10 protein-coding genes are annotated in these 17,829 nt (G+C 66.0%); 6 read left to right on the top strand and 4 right to left on the bottom strand.

The window, feature by feature from the left end:
- Positions 1-33 precede the first annotated feature (33 nt).
- The gene (locus BM085_RS16620) at positions 34-1,227 is read right to left on the bottom strand and encodes an IS630 family transposase (protein ID WP_218158696.1); all 1,194 of its coding nucleotides are present in this window, start codon (positions 1,225-1,227) and stop codon (positions 34-36) included.
- Between the two features lie 97 nt (positions 1,228-1,324).
- Here BM085_RS16620 and BM085_RS16615 point away from each other — a divergent pair, with 97 nt between their 5' ends.
- Entirely contained in the window at positions 1,325-1,642 is a 318-nt protein-coding gene (locus BM085_RS16615; protein WP_093887160.1) for a hypothetical protein, read from the top strand.
- A 125-nt stretch (positions 1,643-1,767) separates the two neighbouring features.
- Here the strand turns inward: BM085_RS16615 and BM085_RS16610 are convergent, their stop codons facing one another.
- The gene (locus tag BM085_RS16610) at positions 1,768-5,937 is read right to left on the bottom strand and encodes an NACHT domain-containing protein (protein WP_093887864.1); all 4,170 of its coding nucleotides are present in this window, start codon (positions 5,935-5,937) and stop codon (positions 1,768-1,770) included.
- A 308-nt stretch (positions 5,938-6,245) separates the two neighbouring features.
- Between BM085_RS16610 and BM085_RS16605 the strand changes: the two genes are divergently transcribed.
- Entirely contained in the window at positions 6,246-6,734 is a 489-nt protein-coding gene (locus tag BM085_RS16605) for a hypothetical protein (protein WP_143120958.1), read from the top strand.
- A 34-nt stretch (positions 6,735-6,768) separates the two neighbouring features.
- The gene (locus tag BM085_RS16600) at positions 6,769-11,016 is read left to right on the top strand and encodes an NACHT domain-containing protein (RefSeq protein WP_143120957.1); all 4,248 of its coding nucleotides are present in this window, start codon (positions 6,769-6,771) and stop codon (positions 11,014-11,016) included.
- A 742-nt stretch (positions 11,017-11,758) separates the two neighbouring features.
- Here BM085_RS16600 and BM085_RS16595 read toward each other — a convergent pair.
- Positions 11,759-12,433, bottom strand: coding sequence for a DUF2637 domain-containing protein (locus BM085_RS16595; RefSeq protein ID WP_177245128.1), 675 nt, complete (start codon positions 12,431-12,433; stop codon positions 11,759-11,761).
- Positions 12,434-13,497: 1,064 nt separating this feature from the next.
- On the bottom strand, positions 13,498-13,914 hold the full coding sequence (locus tag BM085_RS16590) for a hypothetical protein (protein ID WP_093887860.1): 417 nt from the start codon (positions 13,912-13,914) through the stop codon (positions 13,498-13,500).
- A gap of 352 nt (positions 13,915-14,266) precedes the next feature.
- On the opposite strand from BM085_RS16590, the gene BM085_RS16585 reads away from it, so the two are divergent.
- From BM085_RS16585 to BM085_RS16575, 3 genes are all read left to right on the top strand, one after another.
- Entirely contained in the window at positions 14,267-15,250 is a 984-nt protein-coding gene (locus BM085_RS16585; RefSeq protein WP_245789353.1) for a DUF2804 domain-containing protein, read from the top strand.
- A gap of 201 nt (positions 15,251-15,451) precedes the next feature.
- Complete coding sequence (locus BM085_RS16580; protein WP_093887859.1) at positions 15,452-16,324, top strand: sulfotransferase family protein; 873 nt, start codon at positions 15,452-15,454, stop codon at positions 16,322-16,324.
- Positions 16,321-17,487, top strand: coding sequence for a glycosyltransferase family 4 protein (locus BM085_RS16575; RefSeq protein ID WP_093887858.1), 1,167 nt, complete (start codon positions 16,321-16,323; stop codon positions 17,485-17,487). Before BM085_RS16580 ends, BM085_RS16575 begins: the two co-directional genes overlap by 4 nt.
- The last annotated feature ends 342 nt before the right edge of the window (positions 17,488-17,829 follow it).

The following is a 17,829-nucleotide window of genomic DNA, read 5'->3' as shown; positions in this document are numbered from 1 at the left end:
CTTAGTGGTCCCGCCCGTAAGTTCTTCGGGGGTTCACGCGGCTGTTGGCAGTGCGGCAGGCTGGTGGCTGTGGCCGGGAGGCTGCTGGGAGCACTCTTTCTGTTCGTGCCGCTCGATCCGGGCCACCAGGTCCTCGAGATCGGCCGGGGTGAACTCCCATTCGAAGGGCCGGGCGGTCTCGTTGTAACGACGCTCGAAGGCGGTGAGCCGGTCTTTGACCTGGTCAAGGCTGGTGAAGTCGTTGGGTGTGACGACCTTGCGCTGCACGATGGAGAAGAAGATCTCTATCTGGTTCAGCCACGAGGCGTGCACCGGGGTGTGCACCATCACGGCGTTGGGGAAGCGCGCGGCCAGCCGGTCGCAGGCGGCCTTGCCGCGGTGGCTGGAGCCGTTGTCGACCACCCAGAACACCCTGCTGGCCGAGGCGTAGGGCTCTTGGGTCATGACCTGTTCGACCAGGGTCATGAACGGCAGGATGCCGGTCGTGGGCGCGCAGTGCCCGAACACGCGGGAGCGGTGGACGTCGTAGGCGGCCAGGTAGGCCAACGATCCGCCGCGGTCGTACTCGTGGTTGACCCGCATCATGCGGGCCGATCCCGGTGGCAGGGTCGGGTGGCAGCGGCAGCGCGCCTGGATCGAGGTCTTCTCGTCGCAGGAGATCACGTACTCGTCGCCGCCGAGCGGCCGGCCGTCCCAGACCCGTTGGTAGAGGTCCAGCACCCGGCCGGCCTTGATCGCGAAATCTGGGTCGCGGATGAACACCCACGACTGGTACTGCCAGGGTTTGAGCGCGGCGGCGGCCAGGATCCGGCGAACGGTCGACGCCGAGATCGCCGTGATGATGCCCCGGCCGGTCACCTCGGCCGCCAGGTCGCCGCTGCTCCACCGCGACAGCGGCACCCCGGTCTCGGCCGGTAGCTGGCAGGCCAGCGCTTTGACCTCGGCCCGCTGAGCAGGGCTGAAGCGGGGTGGCCGACCCGATCGGGGCCGGTCCTTCAGTCCGTCCATCCCCTGGTCGGCATAGCGGCCCCGCCAGGTCCGGACGGTGTCGATATGGACCTGCCGCCGGAGGGCGATACGCGCGTTGGCGTAGCCGTGCGCGGCGTCCAGCACGATCCGGATACGGACGACCTGCTGGTAGGGGGCGGTGCGGGAGTAGGCCAGCTTCTTGAGCCGACGCCGCTCGGACGCGGCCAGAACGATCTGGCGGGCACGGGGAAGAGGCACTGGGGGACTCTCGGGGAGATCTTGGGGACCCCTGCGACCCTGCCCGATCCGCCCGCCCCGCCGTGATCGACACGCCGGGGACGGCAAGATATCTCTCATGCCCGCGATCCCGGACTCGACCAAGACCTCGCTTGCTCAGCGGCTGCGCCAGCACGCCCGCGACCACTGGCCTGAGCTGTCCAGCCTGCATATCCGCTACCACGGTCAGTTTGCCTATGTCGAAGGCGAACTGACCGACGGCGACCGGCTGCCTCTCCTTCGGTTGCGCTACAGCGGCTCGGCTTCCATTTGGGGATTCGGGCTCTACCTCGCCAGCAGCGGCAAATACGACAACCAGATCCTGCCCACCGGCCTCATCGCCGGCAGCCCTCAAGAAGCCCTCGACTGTGCCTGCGGCCTCTACCTTGGACGCTGACCCCCGAAGAACTTACGGGCGGGACCACTTAGTGTAGGACATAAAGTCGCCTGATGCAGAGGCATTGAGGCGGAACAACCCGTTCCAGATGACCGCCGATCTCCACCGTTCACGCCAGCGGCAGTTCACGGGTTGCTGGCCGCGATGCGGTACCAGCCGGGCGCGGCGGTTTGCGTGCTTCCGCCGGAGGTCCAGGACCGTACCTGGGAGCGGGTCAGTCTCCCCGGATGGCTGCCTCTACCGCCGAGGTCTCTATATACGTCCTTGCCGGTGTTCTCGACCCAAATGAGCGACTTCTGCTCTGCGGTGAGCCACCGTTCAAGCCATTCTGCGTCGACGAGGAGTTCGTTCTGGCCAACGTTGCCTGTATGACGAAGAGTCGCGACGAGCTGACCTGCGCCGTCGGCCCAGCCGTTGCGCCCGTTCCAGTGAAGTTCACCGGGTGCGAGTCCGAAGAACTCTGGGGCGGGCATGTAGAGGGAGAAGCTGTTCTGGTCCCCCGGGGCATACTCGTACTCGCCGAGGAGGCGCCAAGCGGCCGGGTGGGTGGGGACGGTGAGCGGCTCGGTCCATTCATGGCGCATCAGGTTGAGGCCCACTCCGTGGTGGTGGCCGTAGGGAAATTCGCCGACGTACCCGTAGTGCACCTCGGGGTTGCGGGCGATGCTCTTGCCGAGAAGATCGCGTCCTTCGAGTTCGCTGATGGCGGCAGCAAGGTCCTGGGTCGCGACCATGTGGGTGTAAACATGGGTCCACACGCCCCGGGTGTACTCCGTGCCGGAGGCGTTCTTCCAGTCGTAGGTGCCGGCCAGGACGATGTGGGGGCGACCTTCGAAAGCGGCCTCATTGACTGCGACGTCTGGTAGGTCGGTGTCGTCGGCGATCCACTCGGCATCGGTCTTTGCGACGGTGGGCGCCCAGTCGTAGGCCGGCACCCATGGGCGTTGGGTCCGGTCGGTGGGAGCGTACTCAACGATGGTCGGGTCGATCTGCCGGGAGATATCGGCCTGTGGGCCGGGGACGGCGGGCGGCGGCGGGTCCCAACTGTCGGGGGTTTTGGGGACGTGATCGGAGACGATGCCGATGAGGCGGTTGAGCGCGATCCACTGGTACTTCTTGCCGATGCGTTCAATCCATGCCGGCTTGGGGCGGCCACTGCCAAACCTGCCGAGGACGTACTCGTCGAAGGACGCGTGGAGTCGGGGCTGGTACCCGAGGCGGATGACTTCGGCGACGACCCACCGCGCGGTGGAGGGAAGGTCGATGCCGGGGCGATCTTCGAGTTCGGGGCTGAGCCGGTAGGTGAAGAAGTCGTCGCCTGTGGCTGACATGACCAGCTTCGGGTAGCTGCTGTTGTCGTACGCGGCAATGTCTGTGTCGGTGGGCCAGGTGAGGGGCCAATCGCTCGTGTAGGGCGGCCGGAACTGATCGACGGTGACGCCAACGGGGAGGGCTTCGCGGTTATTGGCGGCTTCGAGGATGCTGCGGGCGGCATCACGCACGGCGGCGTTCGGGGTAACGGCCGATGACACAGAAAAGATGTTCTTCCAAACCACCTCGGCCGCGGCAGCCCAGTCACTTTGGGCGCCGTTCGCAAGGAGGGCCGCATACGCGGCCTCGAAGGCTCGTTCGACGACCCACTCGTCGTCGACCACGGCGAACCGGCCCAGCAGCCCGGCCGCCTGGCCCGGGTGGCGGGTCAGGAGACGGACGGCGGCGATGGTTGCCGAGTCCCGGACGCGGCGGTCGCTGGCGCTGGTGGCCCACAGCAGCGCGGTCACCCATAGGCGGGTGGTTGATTCACCGACTTGGTCTAGCAGCTTCTCCCTAGCCCACCGGATAAGCCGGTCGACAGCCCCGCTGGTGCCGTGCGTGATGTGGAACCAACCGGGCAGGAACGAGTCCCGGGCTCCCATGTTCAGGCGGGTGAGGAACCCGTGGAGCCAATCGGCGTTCAGGGGGTGGTCGGGGCGGGCGGCCAGACGGAACAGCATCGTCAACGCATCGGAACACACGCCGACCCGGCGGAGCGCGTCAACGACGATCTCACGGGTGACATTGTTGATTGACCTGTCGTTACGCCATCCGATTCCGGCGATGACGGCTGCGGCGAGGGCATCGTCGTCACTGATTTCAGCGTGAAACTCGGTGAGCTCGAGCCCGAACCGTTCCGCGACCACGACGGAAGTTGCTTCGAGGAGGCCGAGGTCGATCGTGCCGCCGAGGCCGATGACCGTGCCGAGACGGCCGCCGAACTCGGCCTTGATGCCTGCGGCGTCTCTGACGCCAGAGAGGGCGTCAGAGACGATGAGGTGGTGTCCGATGCGTTCAAACGTGATGGTGATGATGTCCGTGCCGTAGGGGCTGCCGTCGAGGACGACGTCCTCTTCGATGAGCCCCTGGGCGATGAGCGCGTCGAGGAGTGACTTCTCGGCGCTCCTGTCGGACCAGATCGGTGTCAGCAGGGCTTGAGCCTGGGTGCGAGTCAGCGACGGGTTGCCGCTGTCGGCGAGGGCTGCGGCGAGGGCGTACATGGCCTGGTGGACAAGGCGGTCGGACGGTGAGGCGTCGATCCGGTCACTGACGATGTTGTTCGCATTGTCGAGGACCATCCGGGTCAGCTCGTCGAGGCCCATGGTGGCCTGGTCGAGGGACAGCCTGGTGTTGTTCTTGAGCGCTTCGCAGACCAGGCGCAGGTACAGCGGGTTGTCGAACTCGCCGTGGATGGGCGGCGATGTCGGCGGCTCAAGGCCGTAGAACGCGGCGTACTCGCTGACCGCTTCGAACTCGATCCCTTCGAACCCGGTGTGCTCGAACCGCGGCAGGATGAGTCCGGACGGGAGGACCTGGCCGATGTAGTGCGTACGGGCGGTGAGAAGGAGCCGGACGTTCGGGTATCGGCGGACGGTGGTAATAAGCCGTTCGAGGTTGTCACGCCATGTGGACCGTGGCCGGGTGTCGTTGAGCGCATCGATGACGAGAAGGGTCGAAACGCCTGCGGCACGTCCGCTCTCGTCGAGGAGCGCGATGGCTTCCTCGCCGGTGAGGTCGGAGGGCATCTTGAGCACGTCACGCAGGTGGGTCAGCGGGTCGCGGTCGGTGAACCAGCGGCCGTGCATCATGACGCTGGGGCGGCCTTGGCTAAGGCGCCGGGCGACGGCGTCGATGGCGAGGTAGGTCTTGCCGATGCCGGCGGCACCAGTCATGAGTGCGGCCTGGGCGGCGGCGAGCCGACCAACCGGGCCGATGAGGAGTCCGGTGGCGTCAATGAGCTTTTCGCCGAGTTCACGCAGGGCGTCGACTGCTGCCGCGGGGAATGATATCTGGTACCCGGCTTGGAACTGCCGCCAGCTCGGGGTGTCCCAGTCGTCGCCGGGATACTTGGCGTCCATCGCTGCGACTTCGACAGCTTCTTGGTCGCTGACGATTTTCGAGGCCTCGTCGAGCGCTTGAGCGAGGTCGTCGAGTCCGGTGGTCGTGCGCGAGGTGTGCCAGGCGGCTAGCGCGCCAGTAACCTTCGTGGCGGCATCAAGGGCTGTGTTCAGGTCTGCGGTGGGTACTTCGTGCTTGACGTTGCGTACGCGGCGGGCGGAGTCGTTGACCTTATCGATCTGGTCACTGACGACCGCCCACCACTCGTCGTCGGAGCAGAGCGCTGCGATGGACCTAGCGGCGGGCACCTCAACGTTCAACTCGGGCATGTACCGGGGCCGGGCGGCGTCAATCGCCTCCTGCAGCCGATCTTCCCACCACTGGGCGGCGAGGACATCGGCGTCGAACCAGTACCGGCGCTGGATGCCGGTGGTGTCAAGGCCTTCGAGACGGGTGATGATGTTCGTCGCCCACTCGAACTCGAACTCCACCGTCATGCCACGCACGGTGGACATGGATTTCCAGTCCTCGAGCCAGCCTCCCGAATTGTTGATCTTCTCCAGCAGGGACTTGCCGCGGCCTCCGGTGCGGCCGGTCGGGTCAGCAGGGATGGCAATCGTGTACTTGGTCAGGTTCGGATGCTGGTCTAGGGCGGCCTTGACGGACTTGTCGAGCTGGGCCTTGTCGACGTCGGCGTGGGTGGTCCAGTACTTGGCCTGCCAGCCGTGCTCGGTGCCGTCGGGCAGCGTCCAGTAGCACTCGACGCCGCCGTCGCCTCCGGCTCCGTGCAGTGAGACGAACTTGGCGTCGGCCGTGGGCGGCTCCTGTGCAACCTGTTGGCAGATGAACTGCTCGTACCCGTCGCGTTGCCCGCCAGGGCCGAGTGACCGAATCCACGTGAATTCGATATCGGGGATGTTCACGGGGGTGTCCTTCGGGATGTTGCGGTCGGGGTTTGGGAGAAACGCTACCGGTCCACCTCGAAACTTACGGCCGGACGCTGGCGCGACCCAGCCCCCTCTACGTCGGCCGTGGTATGACGTCGAATGCACTCCTGTGACAGCGACCGCGAACCTGGACGCAAGATCTGCGTACAGACCCCTCGGACGTTGCATTTCGGGTCGAACCGATCACGCTCGTGGTCGGCGCGGCCCTGGTTGGGGTTCACAAGTCCTTTGCCGGGCGGTAATCCGCCTTGCCCCGGAGCCGGTGGCCGGGTGTGATGATCGGCGTGAACATCTTCTCGGCGGTCGAGCGAACCGACCCGTCCCCGGCCGGGCACGGGGACAGCCATTCCCAGTTCATCGACCGTGTGGCAGGTCCCTTTTGGGACCAGGTCCGGGACCTGATCGAGGACTGGTTCTCTCAGCTCTGCTCGGACGCCCAAGCGGACGTCAGGGGACGGCTGCGCTCCAGGAACGACCGGCAGTCCAAGGGGGCCTTCTTCGAGTTGTACCTGCACGAGTGCCTTCTCCGGATGGGCTACACCGTGACTTGCCACCCGGAAATCGACGGGACCAGTCGCTGCAGCGACGGCAACCCTGTCGCTCTGGCTGGGTGGATCGACGACTGGGCGGGCGTGATGCTCTTCCACGCCAAGCATCGCGCTATGCCTTTTGCCACGTACGACCACTTCCAGCAGGACCGCGGGGGAACTCGACCTCGCCTCGATCCTCGCAGCTGCCGAGCTTTCAAGGTCGATCGGGGGTGTGGCAAATGAGGCGGAACGGCAACTAAAGTGACCATCTTGGACCGTGCCTAGCGTTGTTTCTGCCGCCGAAATGCGAGACTCCGTGACTCAACTCCCTGAGATCAACTGGCATCAGATCCGCGGCAAAGCGCCGTCGGGATCGCGTCGTGACGGGTTCGAGGAGCTCGGTAACCAGCTAATGATTTACGGCGGTCTGGTCACGTGGCCGTCGAGCACGACGTTTACCACGTTTGGCAACCCCGATGGGGGACGGGAAGGACGAGGCGAACTGCCTGGCGGCGCGGTCTGGGGCTGGCAGGCGAAGTACCTGTTCACGCTTGACGACGACGCTCTCGCGCAGGTCGACAAGTCGATTCGCCGTGTCCTGACGACCGAACCCACTCTTGAGCGATACTACGTGCTCCTGCCGTACAACCGGCCCGGTGGTGATACTGCCAAGACGAAGAGCGCATGGACGAAATGGAAAGAGCACGTCAGGAGATGGGAAGCGGCCGGCGCATCGGCAGGCAGGGCGGTGACGTTCGAATACATCGGCGAGACCCAACTTAACGAGTGCTTGCTCCAGCCGTCGCAAGCGGGGCGATTGCGCTACTGGTTCGATCTGGACGTCTTCGCGGAAGATCGATTCCGCGAGATTGCGGCTCGGGTCGAAGCCGACGCAGGCGGCCGATACAGCCCTGCGCTGAACGTGGAACTACCCATCAGTGCCGTCTTCGACGGCCTGGCTCGCACCCCTGCGTTCGAACACGATATTCGGAACGCACTGGCTGCCCTCCGCAAGGCCCGGGGCATCTATGGCCTGTCGGTGCCCGGAGAACGCCCAGACTTGTTCGAGCCCGCGATCGCGGTGCTAAATGAGCGCCTCGATGGCCTCGAAGAGCTAGTGACCGAAGCCGCGAGGCAGGCCCGGCAACCACATGGGGTGCTGCCCGACTTCACCCCAGCGATCGAGGCCATTGAGGCTCCCTCAGCGAGCGTCTCGGACCTGCTCCGGCAGCATTGCCTCAAGGATCGCTATTACACCGACAACGCGGGCAGCCTCTACGGCCAGATCGCGGCGATTCGATCAGCGGTTGCCGAGCTAAACGAGCTGCGCGCCGGTCGTGCATGGCGCGGCTTCGAGGCAGCAGCGATCCTCGTCACCGGCACGGGCGGCGCGGGGAAGACTCACCTGCTGTGCGACCTCGCCAAAACGCGTGCCGCGAACGCCTTGCCAACGATCATTGCGCTCGGTGAGCAGTTCGAACACGGTCCCATCGAAGCCGACCTGGGTAGGATCATCGGATTTCAAAACCCGGCAAGCCAGCTACTGACCACCTTCGACGCTGCCTGCCAGGCCATCGGCGAAATCGGCCTGATCGTCATCGACGGGTTGAACGAACCAGCCGACCGGCAGCTGTGGAACAGGTACTTGTCCAGCTTCCTCAACGACGTCGCCAAGTACCGTCACATCAGACTCGTCCTCTCCTGTCGCACCGAATTTCTCGCCGACACGTTGTCGGATATATTGCAGGCTCGGCTCCCTGTGTTTCAACACACTGGATTCGAGGAGGTTCCTCGCGACGCAATTCGGCAGTTCCTCGACTGGTATGGCATCGAGCGGCCCTCGTTCCCGATGATGGACCCCGAATTCACCAACCCGCTGTTCCTTAAACTCCTCTGCACGGCGCTGATAACCAGCGGAAAGCGCCGCTTCCCTCGTACAGGAATCGGAACATCGTGGATCTACGACAGCTTTCTCGACGCGATGGACATTCGGCTCTCTGCCGGAGAACGCTGCGACTATGACCGCACCAGCGCACTCGTCCGCCGCGCCGTCGAGCAAATCACCGCTGCCATGCACGCTCAGGGACGCAGGCTGCTCAGGGCGGACGTCGACCGCATCACGTCAGCGCTACTTCCGGACCGTAAATGGAGCCAGAGTCTACTCAACGGCCTGCTGAAGGAGGCCGTTCTAGCGAACCTTTCAATCGACGGCACCGAGTACATCAGATTCGGATACGAGCGGCTCGGTGACATTGCTTTGGCGAAGCTGATCACGGCGGAAGGTCTTGATGGGGCGAAGGCTGAAGTGAGCCGGCTGGCCGAGCGATGGTTCACCAATGCGGGAGTGATGCAGGCCCTAGCCGCGATCCTCCCCGAGGTATTCGGCGTCGAGTTAGTCGACATACTGCAGATCTCAACCGCTGAGTACCATCCGTATGCTCATACCGACTTTCTGTTCAGCCTTGGTTGGCGGAAGCTCGAAGCGGTCAATGATCGCACTGCGGAGATCGTCGTGGAGCTACAACGCAACCCGGGCTTCACCGATGACGCCAACACCGCCATGCTGCAGGTCGCCACCGTGCCGGGCCATCCGCTTAATGCCGAGTGGCTGCATCGTCAACTTGCCGAGCTTAGCCTGCCTGAACGGGACACAACCTGGTCATACTTTTGTGACTGCCAGGACGAGTTCGCTGGTCATCTCCCCAGTTTGATTGATTGGGCTTGGTCGGAGGCCAGCTCCGATGCCAACGACGAGACCCGCTATCTCGCAGCACTCGCTCTCTGCTGGACGTTGTCATCCTCTCACCGCCCTACGCGAGACGACGCCACAAAAGCAATCATCGCGCTGCTGGAGCCTGCGCCGCATGTCTACAACTCGATTCTGCAAGGCTTTAGCAACGGCAGCGACGACTACATCGAGGAGCGATTGCTGGCGGCCGGCTGCGGCATCGCCCAACGTACCTTGAGCCCAGGCATCGCCATCGGCATCGCCGAAGCGGTACTCAATTTCACCCTTGACCGCCGATACTGGCCACAGAACTACCTCAGCCGAGACTATGCACGTCGCGCGATCGACGCTGCATTGGAACACGGCTGGCAGCCTGGTATTGAGGACCTCGCCACGCGCTTCCACCCGCCGTACGCCTCGGACTGGATCGCGCCGCAACGGTCGCAGGCCGAGATCGAAGAACTGGCCGGGCCACCGAACTACAGGTATAGCCCTATCCGCCATCCCGTGATGTCCGACCTCAGCGATTTCCGCAAATACGTTGTCGATTCCATGGTCCATAGCTTCAAGCTCGATCACGAGATCGATGCCGATTACCTCGGCACCATCCTGTTCGAGCAGGCTCTTCAACTCGGATGGACACCGGAGCGCTTCGGCATCATCGACCGGAACCTTCCGCGAGCCTCCTCGCCGGATGGCAAGAAGCATGATGGATACGCACAGAAGTACCTCTGGATAGCCTTCAACCAACTCGTCGGACGAATGACCGACCGCTATGAACTCAATCCGAGCCGTCGCGACGACCAGCGAAGCCGCTACGAGACGCCCCTCGACATCTACGGTCACGACATCGATCCGACGATGCTGCAACGCCGAACCGAAAATCGGGTCTATGCGGACACACCCGCCACCTGGTACGCACCCGTCAACGCAACCTTCCCTGACCACCTCGATCCCGAGTGGGCGAGCAACGACGAGCACAGCCCGCCGGTCGACCGTCTCCTTATCTCCACGAACGCGGCAGGCATAACCTGGCAGGTGCTGGAGGGCCATTATCAGTGGTCGCAGCCACAGAACCCAGACGATGCAGCTGCGGGCACACCTCACCACACCATTTGGGCCCAAATCCGCTCGTACCTCATCGACGCGGCGGACACCGACGCATGGGCACAATGGGCCGAAGGCAAAGACTTCTATGGCCGATGGATGCCCGAGTCAGGGAGCCCGTCCGGTCTGCTACTCGCCGATCACCCGTACAAGCCGGGCTGGCCTGACCTGGATAATCGAAATGGTACCCGCTACGGGGAAACATCCTTGCCGGGGGCCCTCATTGTCGCGACTACCCGATACGGCGGCGTCAACGACTGGGACCAGTCGGCAAGCAAACACCTCTACACATTTCTGCCCTCGACGGCGTTCTGCTCAGTATTGGGCCTAGAGCGTATCGGCGACTTCCAGTGGGGAAGAGCAGGCACGTTGGTGGTGGAGAGCTTCGCGGCCCGCGAAGTGGGCCCCGACACCGTCCATGTCACCACCGAAGCACTTAGCGCGGCGCTCACCGCAAGCGGGCAGTGCCTGCTGTGGACAGTTCTGGCGGAGAAGGAAACTACCGCGTCCGAATATCAACGGCCCCCCGATGGGGAGCCATTCTCTCGCAGCTACTCGGCGTCATATCTCTTTGACGGAACCAGTATTCGACTGCTTGACGCCAACGTGCGCACCCTGCACGTTGGCGGAGACAGATCAAACGAAACTACCTGGAACCTGCCTAGCGACATACCGCTTGAACCGGCGTAGGTGAGCAAACACTCGTAGCCGGGGCTCACGCCACTTAAATCTGACGCCGAACTACAGTCGAGAAGCGCCACAAATGTGCCGATGAAAACGTTCCACGACTGCGCGGGTCGCTAAGCTGCTCCACGGCTGCTCGCACACGTTGATCGTCACCAAACAGCCACTCTTTACGGCCGCGCTAAGAAGGGATGAATGGCACATAATATCGATGGTCAAGAACGCCTGGTTGCTCGGTGGTTGCTCGCGTGTACGCGATATGGGGCAGCATCCATCGTCACTTCCTGGCACAATGACAGGGATGATCTCGGACACAGCGATAGAAAACGTCATCCCGCGACACTGAGCGATATCAATCGAACTAACTTTTAATCCGTAGGTTCAGGATTCGATCCCTGGCGCCCCACCACCTCACATACCAGATCGCTTTTGTCTAAAGCGGAACTGCTACCTGGCGTCACCTCCTCCATTGAGGAGGAGGATCTCTAGCTTGTCGGTGACGTATCCACACGAATGATTGCCGTTGCTTCGGACGTACGAATCCTCTAGTCGCAAGCGGAGTTCAGCGGCACGCGCCCATGCTCCGCGGAATCCAAACTGATCTTGGCGTCAATCCTGGGTCGCGATAAATGCCTTATCGCGACCCAGAACCTTGATCGTTTCAAGATGAGAGGCCGCCCGATGACCGAGCTGGACGACTGGAGGACGGCCTGACCACCCCGTTACCGATGTCCTTCATTACGCCGCCTCAGGCCTCGCTCGTGCCGGTTGAACGAGGGCCGCCCAGCGGCGACACGACACTCTCTGAATCGGCCACCTCGACGATGGCGTGGGCCCGCTCCTTCTCCACCTCGGCGATGATCTCCTCGGCCTCACGCTGTTCCAGTCCCCACCGGCTCATCAGCGGGCGTCGGCCGACCCGCTGATTGCCCTCACTGAGGCTCTCGATATAGGTGAGCCGCGCCGCCTCGTACCGGTCGGTGGGCAGCACCGGCATGACGCGTTCCACCTCGACGAGAGTCTCAACGGGCTGGCACACGTGGTCCTTGGCCAGCGTCTCGGTGAACGGTTGCCGGGTGTTCCGGACAATCCACATGAGCAGTTCGTACGCGCCCGCGAAGGCCAGCGGTGCCAGAGCGCTGACCAGGCGCGACCCGAGTCCGCCGGACCAGCCGTGCGCCACGTTCGCCGCCAGCGTCACCGCCCCGCCCAAGGCGAGCGCCACCCACGCCAGCACCGGCACACGTAGCCGACGACGCGAGCAGTAGACCATCACCAGCGACGCCATGACGATCACACCGTCGGACATCGCCGGATACAGAATGGCCATGTCGTGCCGCTCACCCAGAGCGATCGCCAGACCGTAGAAGTGGTGGTACGAGACGTAGGCGGCCGCGCCGGCAACCGCCAGCAGGACAGCCACCGCAAAACCCAGGATGACCCGGTCCCCAGCCCGATCTCGCTGAGTACGCTCGACCCAAGCCCCTTCGACCGGAACCACCTCCCCGGCAATTTCTGGTGTCGAGGGGCTGCGCACGGCCTGGCTTCCGGGTTGATCAGGTTGCTGGGATGCGGGAAGGGGTTCGGTGTTGCGATCATCGAGTTCCTGCCCCCTTACCACCGCAGTCCTGGGCGCAGTTGAGAGCGTCTGCTGAAGCTCCTGAACTGGCGGTTGCTGGGCTTCCCCGGCATGGGCGTGTGCCGCGAAGTAGGCCCCAATCTCGTTGAGGTGGCTGCGGGCACCGCCTCCCTGCACGCCTATTCCGGACATGAGAGGTCCAGCCACGGAGCGTCGAAGCTACTCAGGAGATGGGCGAACGGTTCGAGTCCCCCCTCGGACACACTTGGTTCACCTATGAGGTGCCGGTCGGCTCTTGAGCTGGCTGGCACCTTTCTGGTTTCAGGGTGACAGCTGAGCGGGAGACCCGATCCCGCGTAGATCTTCGTCTTGTGGACCGGCTCCGCTTCGCCCAGGATCTCCACCATGCCGTTCAGCGCATGCTGGATCTCGGCCGGCCCCGTCCCGGTCGAACCGGCGTGAGCGCAGCCGAGAACGCCGGAGCCGCCGCTCCACCCCCGCTTCCCGGCCTGCTCCTCCCGGGCCCAGCCCGCGACCACCGCCGATCGGCCCCGGCCTCCAGAGCCACCCGATGCCGGGCCGACCTCCGGCCGGACGCGGCGACCTGCCGCCAGGCGACGGCAGGCGCCTCGGCCTCCGGAGGATCGACCTGCTCGGCGACGACGGGGGTGTCCAGGAACCATCCCGCGGGCGCGGGCCCGACGAGGACGAGGAGGCCATGGCCCGCCTCGGGGCCGGACCATCCCACGGGCGCGGGGCCGACAGCGGACAAGCGGCCAAACCATGATCAACTGACTGCGGAAAGACCGTGGCCGACTCCATGCCGACCGGACACCTCACCCGCCGACGCGCCGATCTCCCGGCGCATCACACCGGCGAACGCGGGCGTCGTGCGACTGCCCGCTCACTCAGCCGCAGTGCACCCCGTTCAGATGCCGCACCCCGGTCGCGACCTGCCCCCGGAGGTCGATGCACTTGCCCCGGGCCGAGACGTACACCGGACCCGCGTAGTGCGCGAACATTCCGTTGTCGGCACCCGCCCACTTCGACCTTCCGCTGAGGCTGATCCCGACCGCCTTGCGGTTCACCCGGCCGGCGTAGGAACCGTAGCCGTAGGTGAGGGCGCAGTTCTTGCCCGAACGGGAGTTGTAGTAGACCTCCAGGGTGCCCGTCCTGGCACCGCTGGCGGGGATGGCGTAGACGCCGACGCGGCTGTAGCCGCCGCCGCAGGGACCGGCCGCACTGGCCGGAGCAGCACCGGCCACCAGCCAGGTGGAGACCAGCGCCGCACTCGCCAGAGTTGCGATCTTGCTCCGAGTTCTCATGGGGTTCGTTCCTTCTGTCGATCACTGTCGCCTCACGAGACCCGTGGGCCTCGTGGGGACGAAGGGCTCCATGATCATATATGGGAGGATTTATGGCGCATTGGGATTTATGGCGTATTAGGTAAGCGCCGAAACGGCCTCGCCGGGTGCGGCGGTCGGGGACACCCCGGAGATCGGCGTCTCCTGCTACGCGATCTCCACCGGCCGGTCGTCCGGCAGCGTCCAGGTCACCTCGACGGCCGCCGACGGGAGCTGCCGCCATCTGGGCGTGATCAACATGGGGGCGGCCTCGGTACGGGCGGAGGGGACGCCCCGCCACGACATGACGATCTCGGGCCGCTACCCTCTGGCTATGTTGACCCACGAAGGGGAGATCACCGTCCCTGTTGACCTTTGCCTTCCGGACGGGCGGCTCAATCCTGGGGCGGTGGGCTGGACGCGGCGTCCGCTGCACCGGGCGAACCTGCGCGGCTGGGGGCGGGACAAGCGCTGGGAATACTGGGGGATCGTCACCCCGGGCCACGTGGTCGGGCTCGTGGCGTCGTCGCTGGACTACGCGGGGCTGCACGGCGTCTACGTGCTGGACCGCGCCACCGGCGTGGAGACCGTCAAGGACGTCGTGGTGCCGCTGGCACGCGGTGCCGTGCTGCCGGAGCGCAGCGGCGCCGGAAGGGCGTCCGTCCGCGGCGGCGGCGTGACGATCGACATCGACCAGCGTCCCGACGGCACCTCGCTGCGTGCCGTCGCGCCCGGCGTCGAGGTGGATCTCGACGTGCCGCTGCCGGAGGGGCACGAGTCGCTCGGCGTGGTGGTCCCCTGGGGGCCCCGCCGGTTCCAGTACACGGTCAAGGACGTCGGACGCCCGGTGCGCGGGCGGATCCGGCTGGAGTCCGGCGAGTACGCGGTGAGCGAGACGGACTCGTTCGCGGTGCTCGACCACGGCCGCGGCAAGTGGCCGTACTCGATCACCTGGAACTGGGCCGCGGGCAGCGGCCACGGCAGGGCGATCCAGCTCGGCGGGAAGTGGACCGACGGCACCGGCATGACGGAGAACGCGCTGTTCGTGGACGGGCGGCTGCACAAGATCGGCGATGAGCTGGCCTGGAGCTACGACCGGACGGACTGGCTGCGTCCGTGGCGGATCACCGGCTCACGGGTCGAGGTGGAGTTCCACCCCTTCCACGAGAAGGTGGCGCGCACCAACCTCGGTGTGGTGGGCAGTGAGACGCACCAGTGCTTCGGATATTTCTCCGGGCGGGCCCGGACCGACGACGGCACGTGGGTCGACCTCGACGGCCTGGTCGGCTGGGCGGAGGAGGCCCGCAACCGCTGGTAGCCGGACCACACGAGAATGGCAGCCGGACCACGCGGGAACCGCCGCCGGCAGCCGGCCGGGCCGTGGCTGGCGGGCGGGCGGGTCGTGGCCGGCCGGCGGGCGGGTCGTGGCCGGCGGGCGGGCGTGCCAGCCGCCTCCTCGCAGGGGTGTTGACTTGAACACACAGTGAACTGCCAGGAAAGATGAGTAACCTCCCTCGGCATGAACTGGCAGCGTACGGTCAACAACGCCCTGGTCAGGTTCACCGGGTTCCAGCTCAACCGGGTAGGGAGAGCAGGGTCCACGCCCGCCGCGGCCCCTGCCGGTGCGGAGCGGGATCCGGTACGGCCGCCGGCCGACCCGGCGACGGATCGGCTGCTGACCGCGCCGATCTTCATCCTCTCTCCGGTCAGGTCCGGCTCCACACTGCTGCGGGCGGTGCTCAACGCCCACTCGATGCTGCACGCCCCGCACGAGCTGCACGTGCGCCGGTTGACCGTGGGCTTCGGCACCTCGCTGTCCGAGAAGGCGATGGACGCCCTCGGCCACAACCGGGCCGACCTGGAGCACCTGCTGTGGGACCGGGTGCTCCACCGGGAGCTGGTGCGCAGCGGTAAGTCGTTCGTCGTGGACAAGACCCCGGCCAACGCCTTCGCCTTCGAGCGCATCGCCACCTGCTGGCCCGACGCCCGCTTCGTCTTCCTGCTGCGCCACCCCGCCTCCGTCGCGAGGTCCTGGCACGAGGCCGCCCCGGACCGGCGGAACGCGGAGGAGGCCGCCGCCGACGCCCTGCGCTACATGAAGGCCGTGCAGCGGGCCCGCCGCGCCCTCACCGGCCTGACGGTCCGCTACGAGGACCTGACCGGTGACCCGGAGACCGAGACCCGGCGCGTCTGCGACTTCCTCGGCGTCCCCTGGGAGCCCGGGATGCTCTCCTACGGCGAGCAGGCGGTGATCCAGAAAGGCCTCGGCGACTGGAAGGACAAGATCCAGTCGGGGGTCGTGCAGCGAGGACGCGACCTCCCGGCGGCCGAGCAGATCCCCGAGATCCTGCGGCCGATCTCCGCCACCTGGGGTTACCTGGCGCAATCATGAGGATCCGCTACATGCTCCTGCACGCCTACGGGATGGGCGGCACGATCCGCACCGTGGTCAACCAGGCCAACGCGATGGCCGCCGCCGGGCACGACGTCGAGATCGTCAGCGCGGTACGGCGCCGCGACACCCCCCGGTTCCGCATCGACCCGCGCGTCCAGGTCACCGCGCTGACGGACCAGCGCGGCGGCGTGCGCGCCGACTCGCTGGGCCGCAGGGTCTGGCGGCGGGTCCGCGGGAAGATCGTTCCTTACGGCGAGTTCGCGGCGTCCTACTTCACCGAGCGGGTGGAGAGGGCCGTCATCGACTACGTCTCCGCGCTGGAGGACGGCATCCTCGTCACCACCCGCCCGGCGCTGAACCTCATCTCCGCCCGCCGTACTCCCGGGAGCGTGGTGCGGATCGCGCAGGAGCACATGAACCTGACCACCCACCCCGAAAGCGTCCGCAGGGAGATCGCCCGCCACTACGGCCGCCTGGACGCGGTCGCGGTGCTCACCGCGACCGACCGCAAGGACTACCAGGCGCTGCTGCCCGGCACCCCGGTCGTGCGGATCCCCAACGCGGTCCACACCCTCGACCGCGCGCCGTCGCGGCAGGAGAACCGGCTCGTGATCGCCGCCGGGCGCCTGGTCGCCCAGAAGGGGTTCGACCTGCTCATCCCGGCGTTCGGACAGGTCGTGCGCCACCATCCGGACTGGCGGCTGCGCGTCTACGGCACCGGCCCGAAGAAGGCCGAGCTGCGCGCGCTCATCAAGGAGCACCGTCTCGCCGACAACGTCACCCTGATGGGGCGTAGTGACCGGCTGGACGAGGAGCTGGCCCAGGCCTCGCTGTACGTGCTCAGCTCCCGGTTCGAGGGGTTGCCGATGGTGATGATCGAGGCGATGTCCCACGCGCTGCCGGTCGTCGCCTTCGACTGCCCGACCGGTCCGCGCGACGTCATCACCGAGGAGGTCGACGGGCTGCTCGTGCCGCCCCGGGACGTCGACGCGCTGGCGGCGGCCGTCAGCCGCCTCATCGCCGACCGGGAGCTGCGGCGGCGGATGGGCGCCGCGGCCGTACGGACCGCGGGGGACTACGCCCCCGAGGCCGTTACCCCGCTGTGGGAGAGGCTGTTCACCGAGCTCCTGCGGGCCGAGCCCCCCGCCGCGGAACGCTGAACGCCCTGCCCTGCGGGAGCGGCGTGGTCATGGCGGCCGCCGCGCTCGCGCTGACCGTCGCGTCCGGCGCGCTGGACAAGCGCGGCGGGCCCCGTGCCGCGGATCCGTACGCCCGCATCGTCTCGCAGATCATCGCCCCTCCCGGCCAGGGCCCTGTTCCAACGCTGTCCGGTCACATGCGTTCGCCGGCGCCGGCGAGCCCGACTCCGACAATGTTCGCCCGGGACGGTCGGCGGATACGTCGCGGGGCCCGACGCGGCCCCGGACTACGTGCGCTCCCACGCGCCCGGCTTCATCTTCACGACCTCCCTTCCGCAGGCGTGCATGGACGCCACACCGCTC

The organism is Streptosporangium canum (genome assembly GCF_900113865.1).
GTDB lineage: Bacteria > Actinomycetota > Actinomycetes > Streptosporangiales > Streptosporangiaceae > Streptosporangium > Streptosporangium canum.
This window is presented reverse-complemented; position numbering and strand designations above follow the sequence as displayed.

Coding starts and splice junctions, on each gene's coding strand:
- BM085_RS16615 (WP_093887160.1), top strand. CDS start 1,325: ATGCCCGCGATCCCGGACTCGACCAAGACCTCGCTTGCTCAGCGGCTG.
- BM085_RS16590 (WP_093887860.1), bottom strand. CDS start 13,914: ATGAGAACTCGGAGCAAGATCGCAACTCTGGCGAGTGCGGCGCTGGTC.
- BM085_RS16585 (WP_245789353.1), top strand. CDS start 14,267: ATGTTGACCCACGAAGGGGAGATCACCGTCCCTGTTGACCTTTGCCTT.
- BM085_RS16580 (WP_093887859.1), top strand. CDS start 15,452: ATGAACTGGCAGCGTACGGTCAACAACGCCCTGGTCAGGTTCACCGGG.
- BM085_RS16575 (WP_093887858.1), top strand. CDS start 16,321: ATGAGGATCCGCTACATGCTCCTGCACGCCTACGGGATGGGCGGCACG.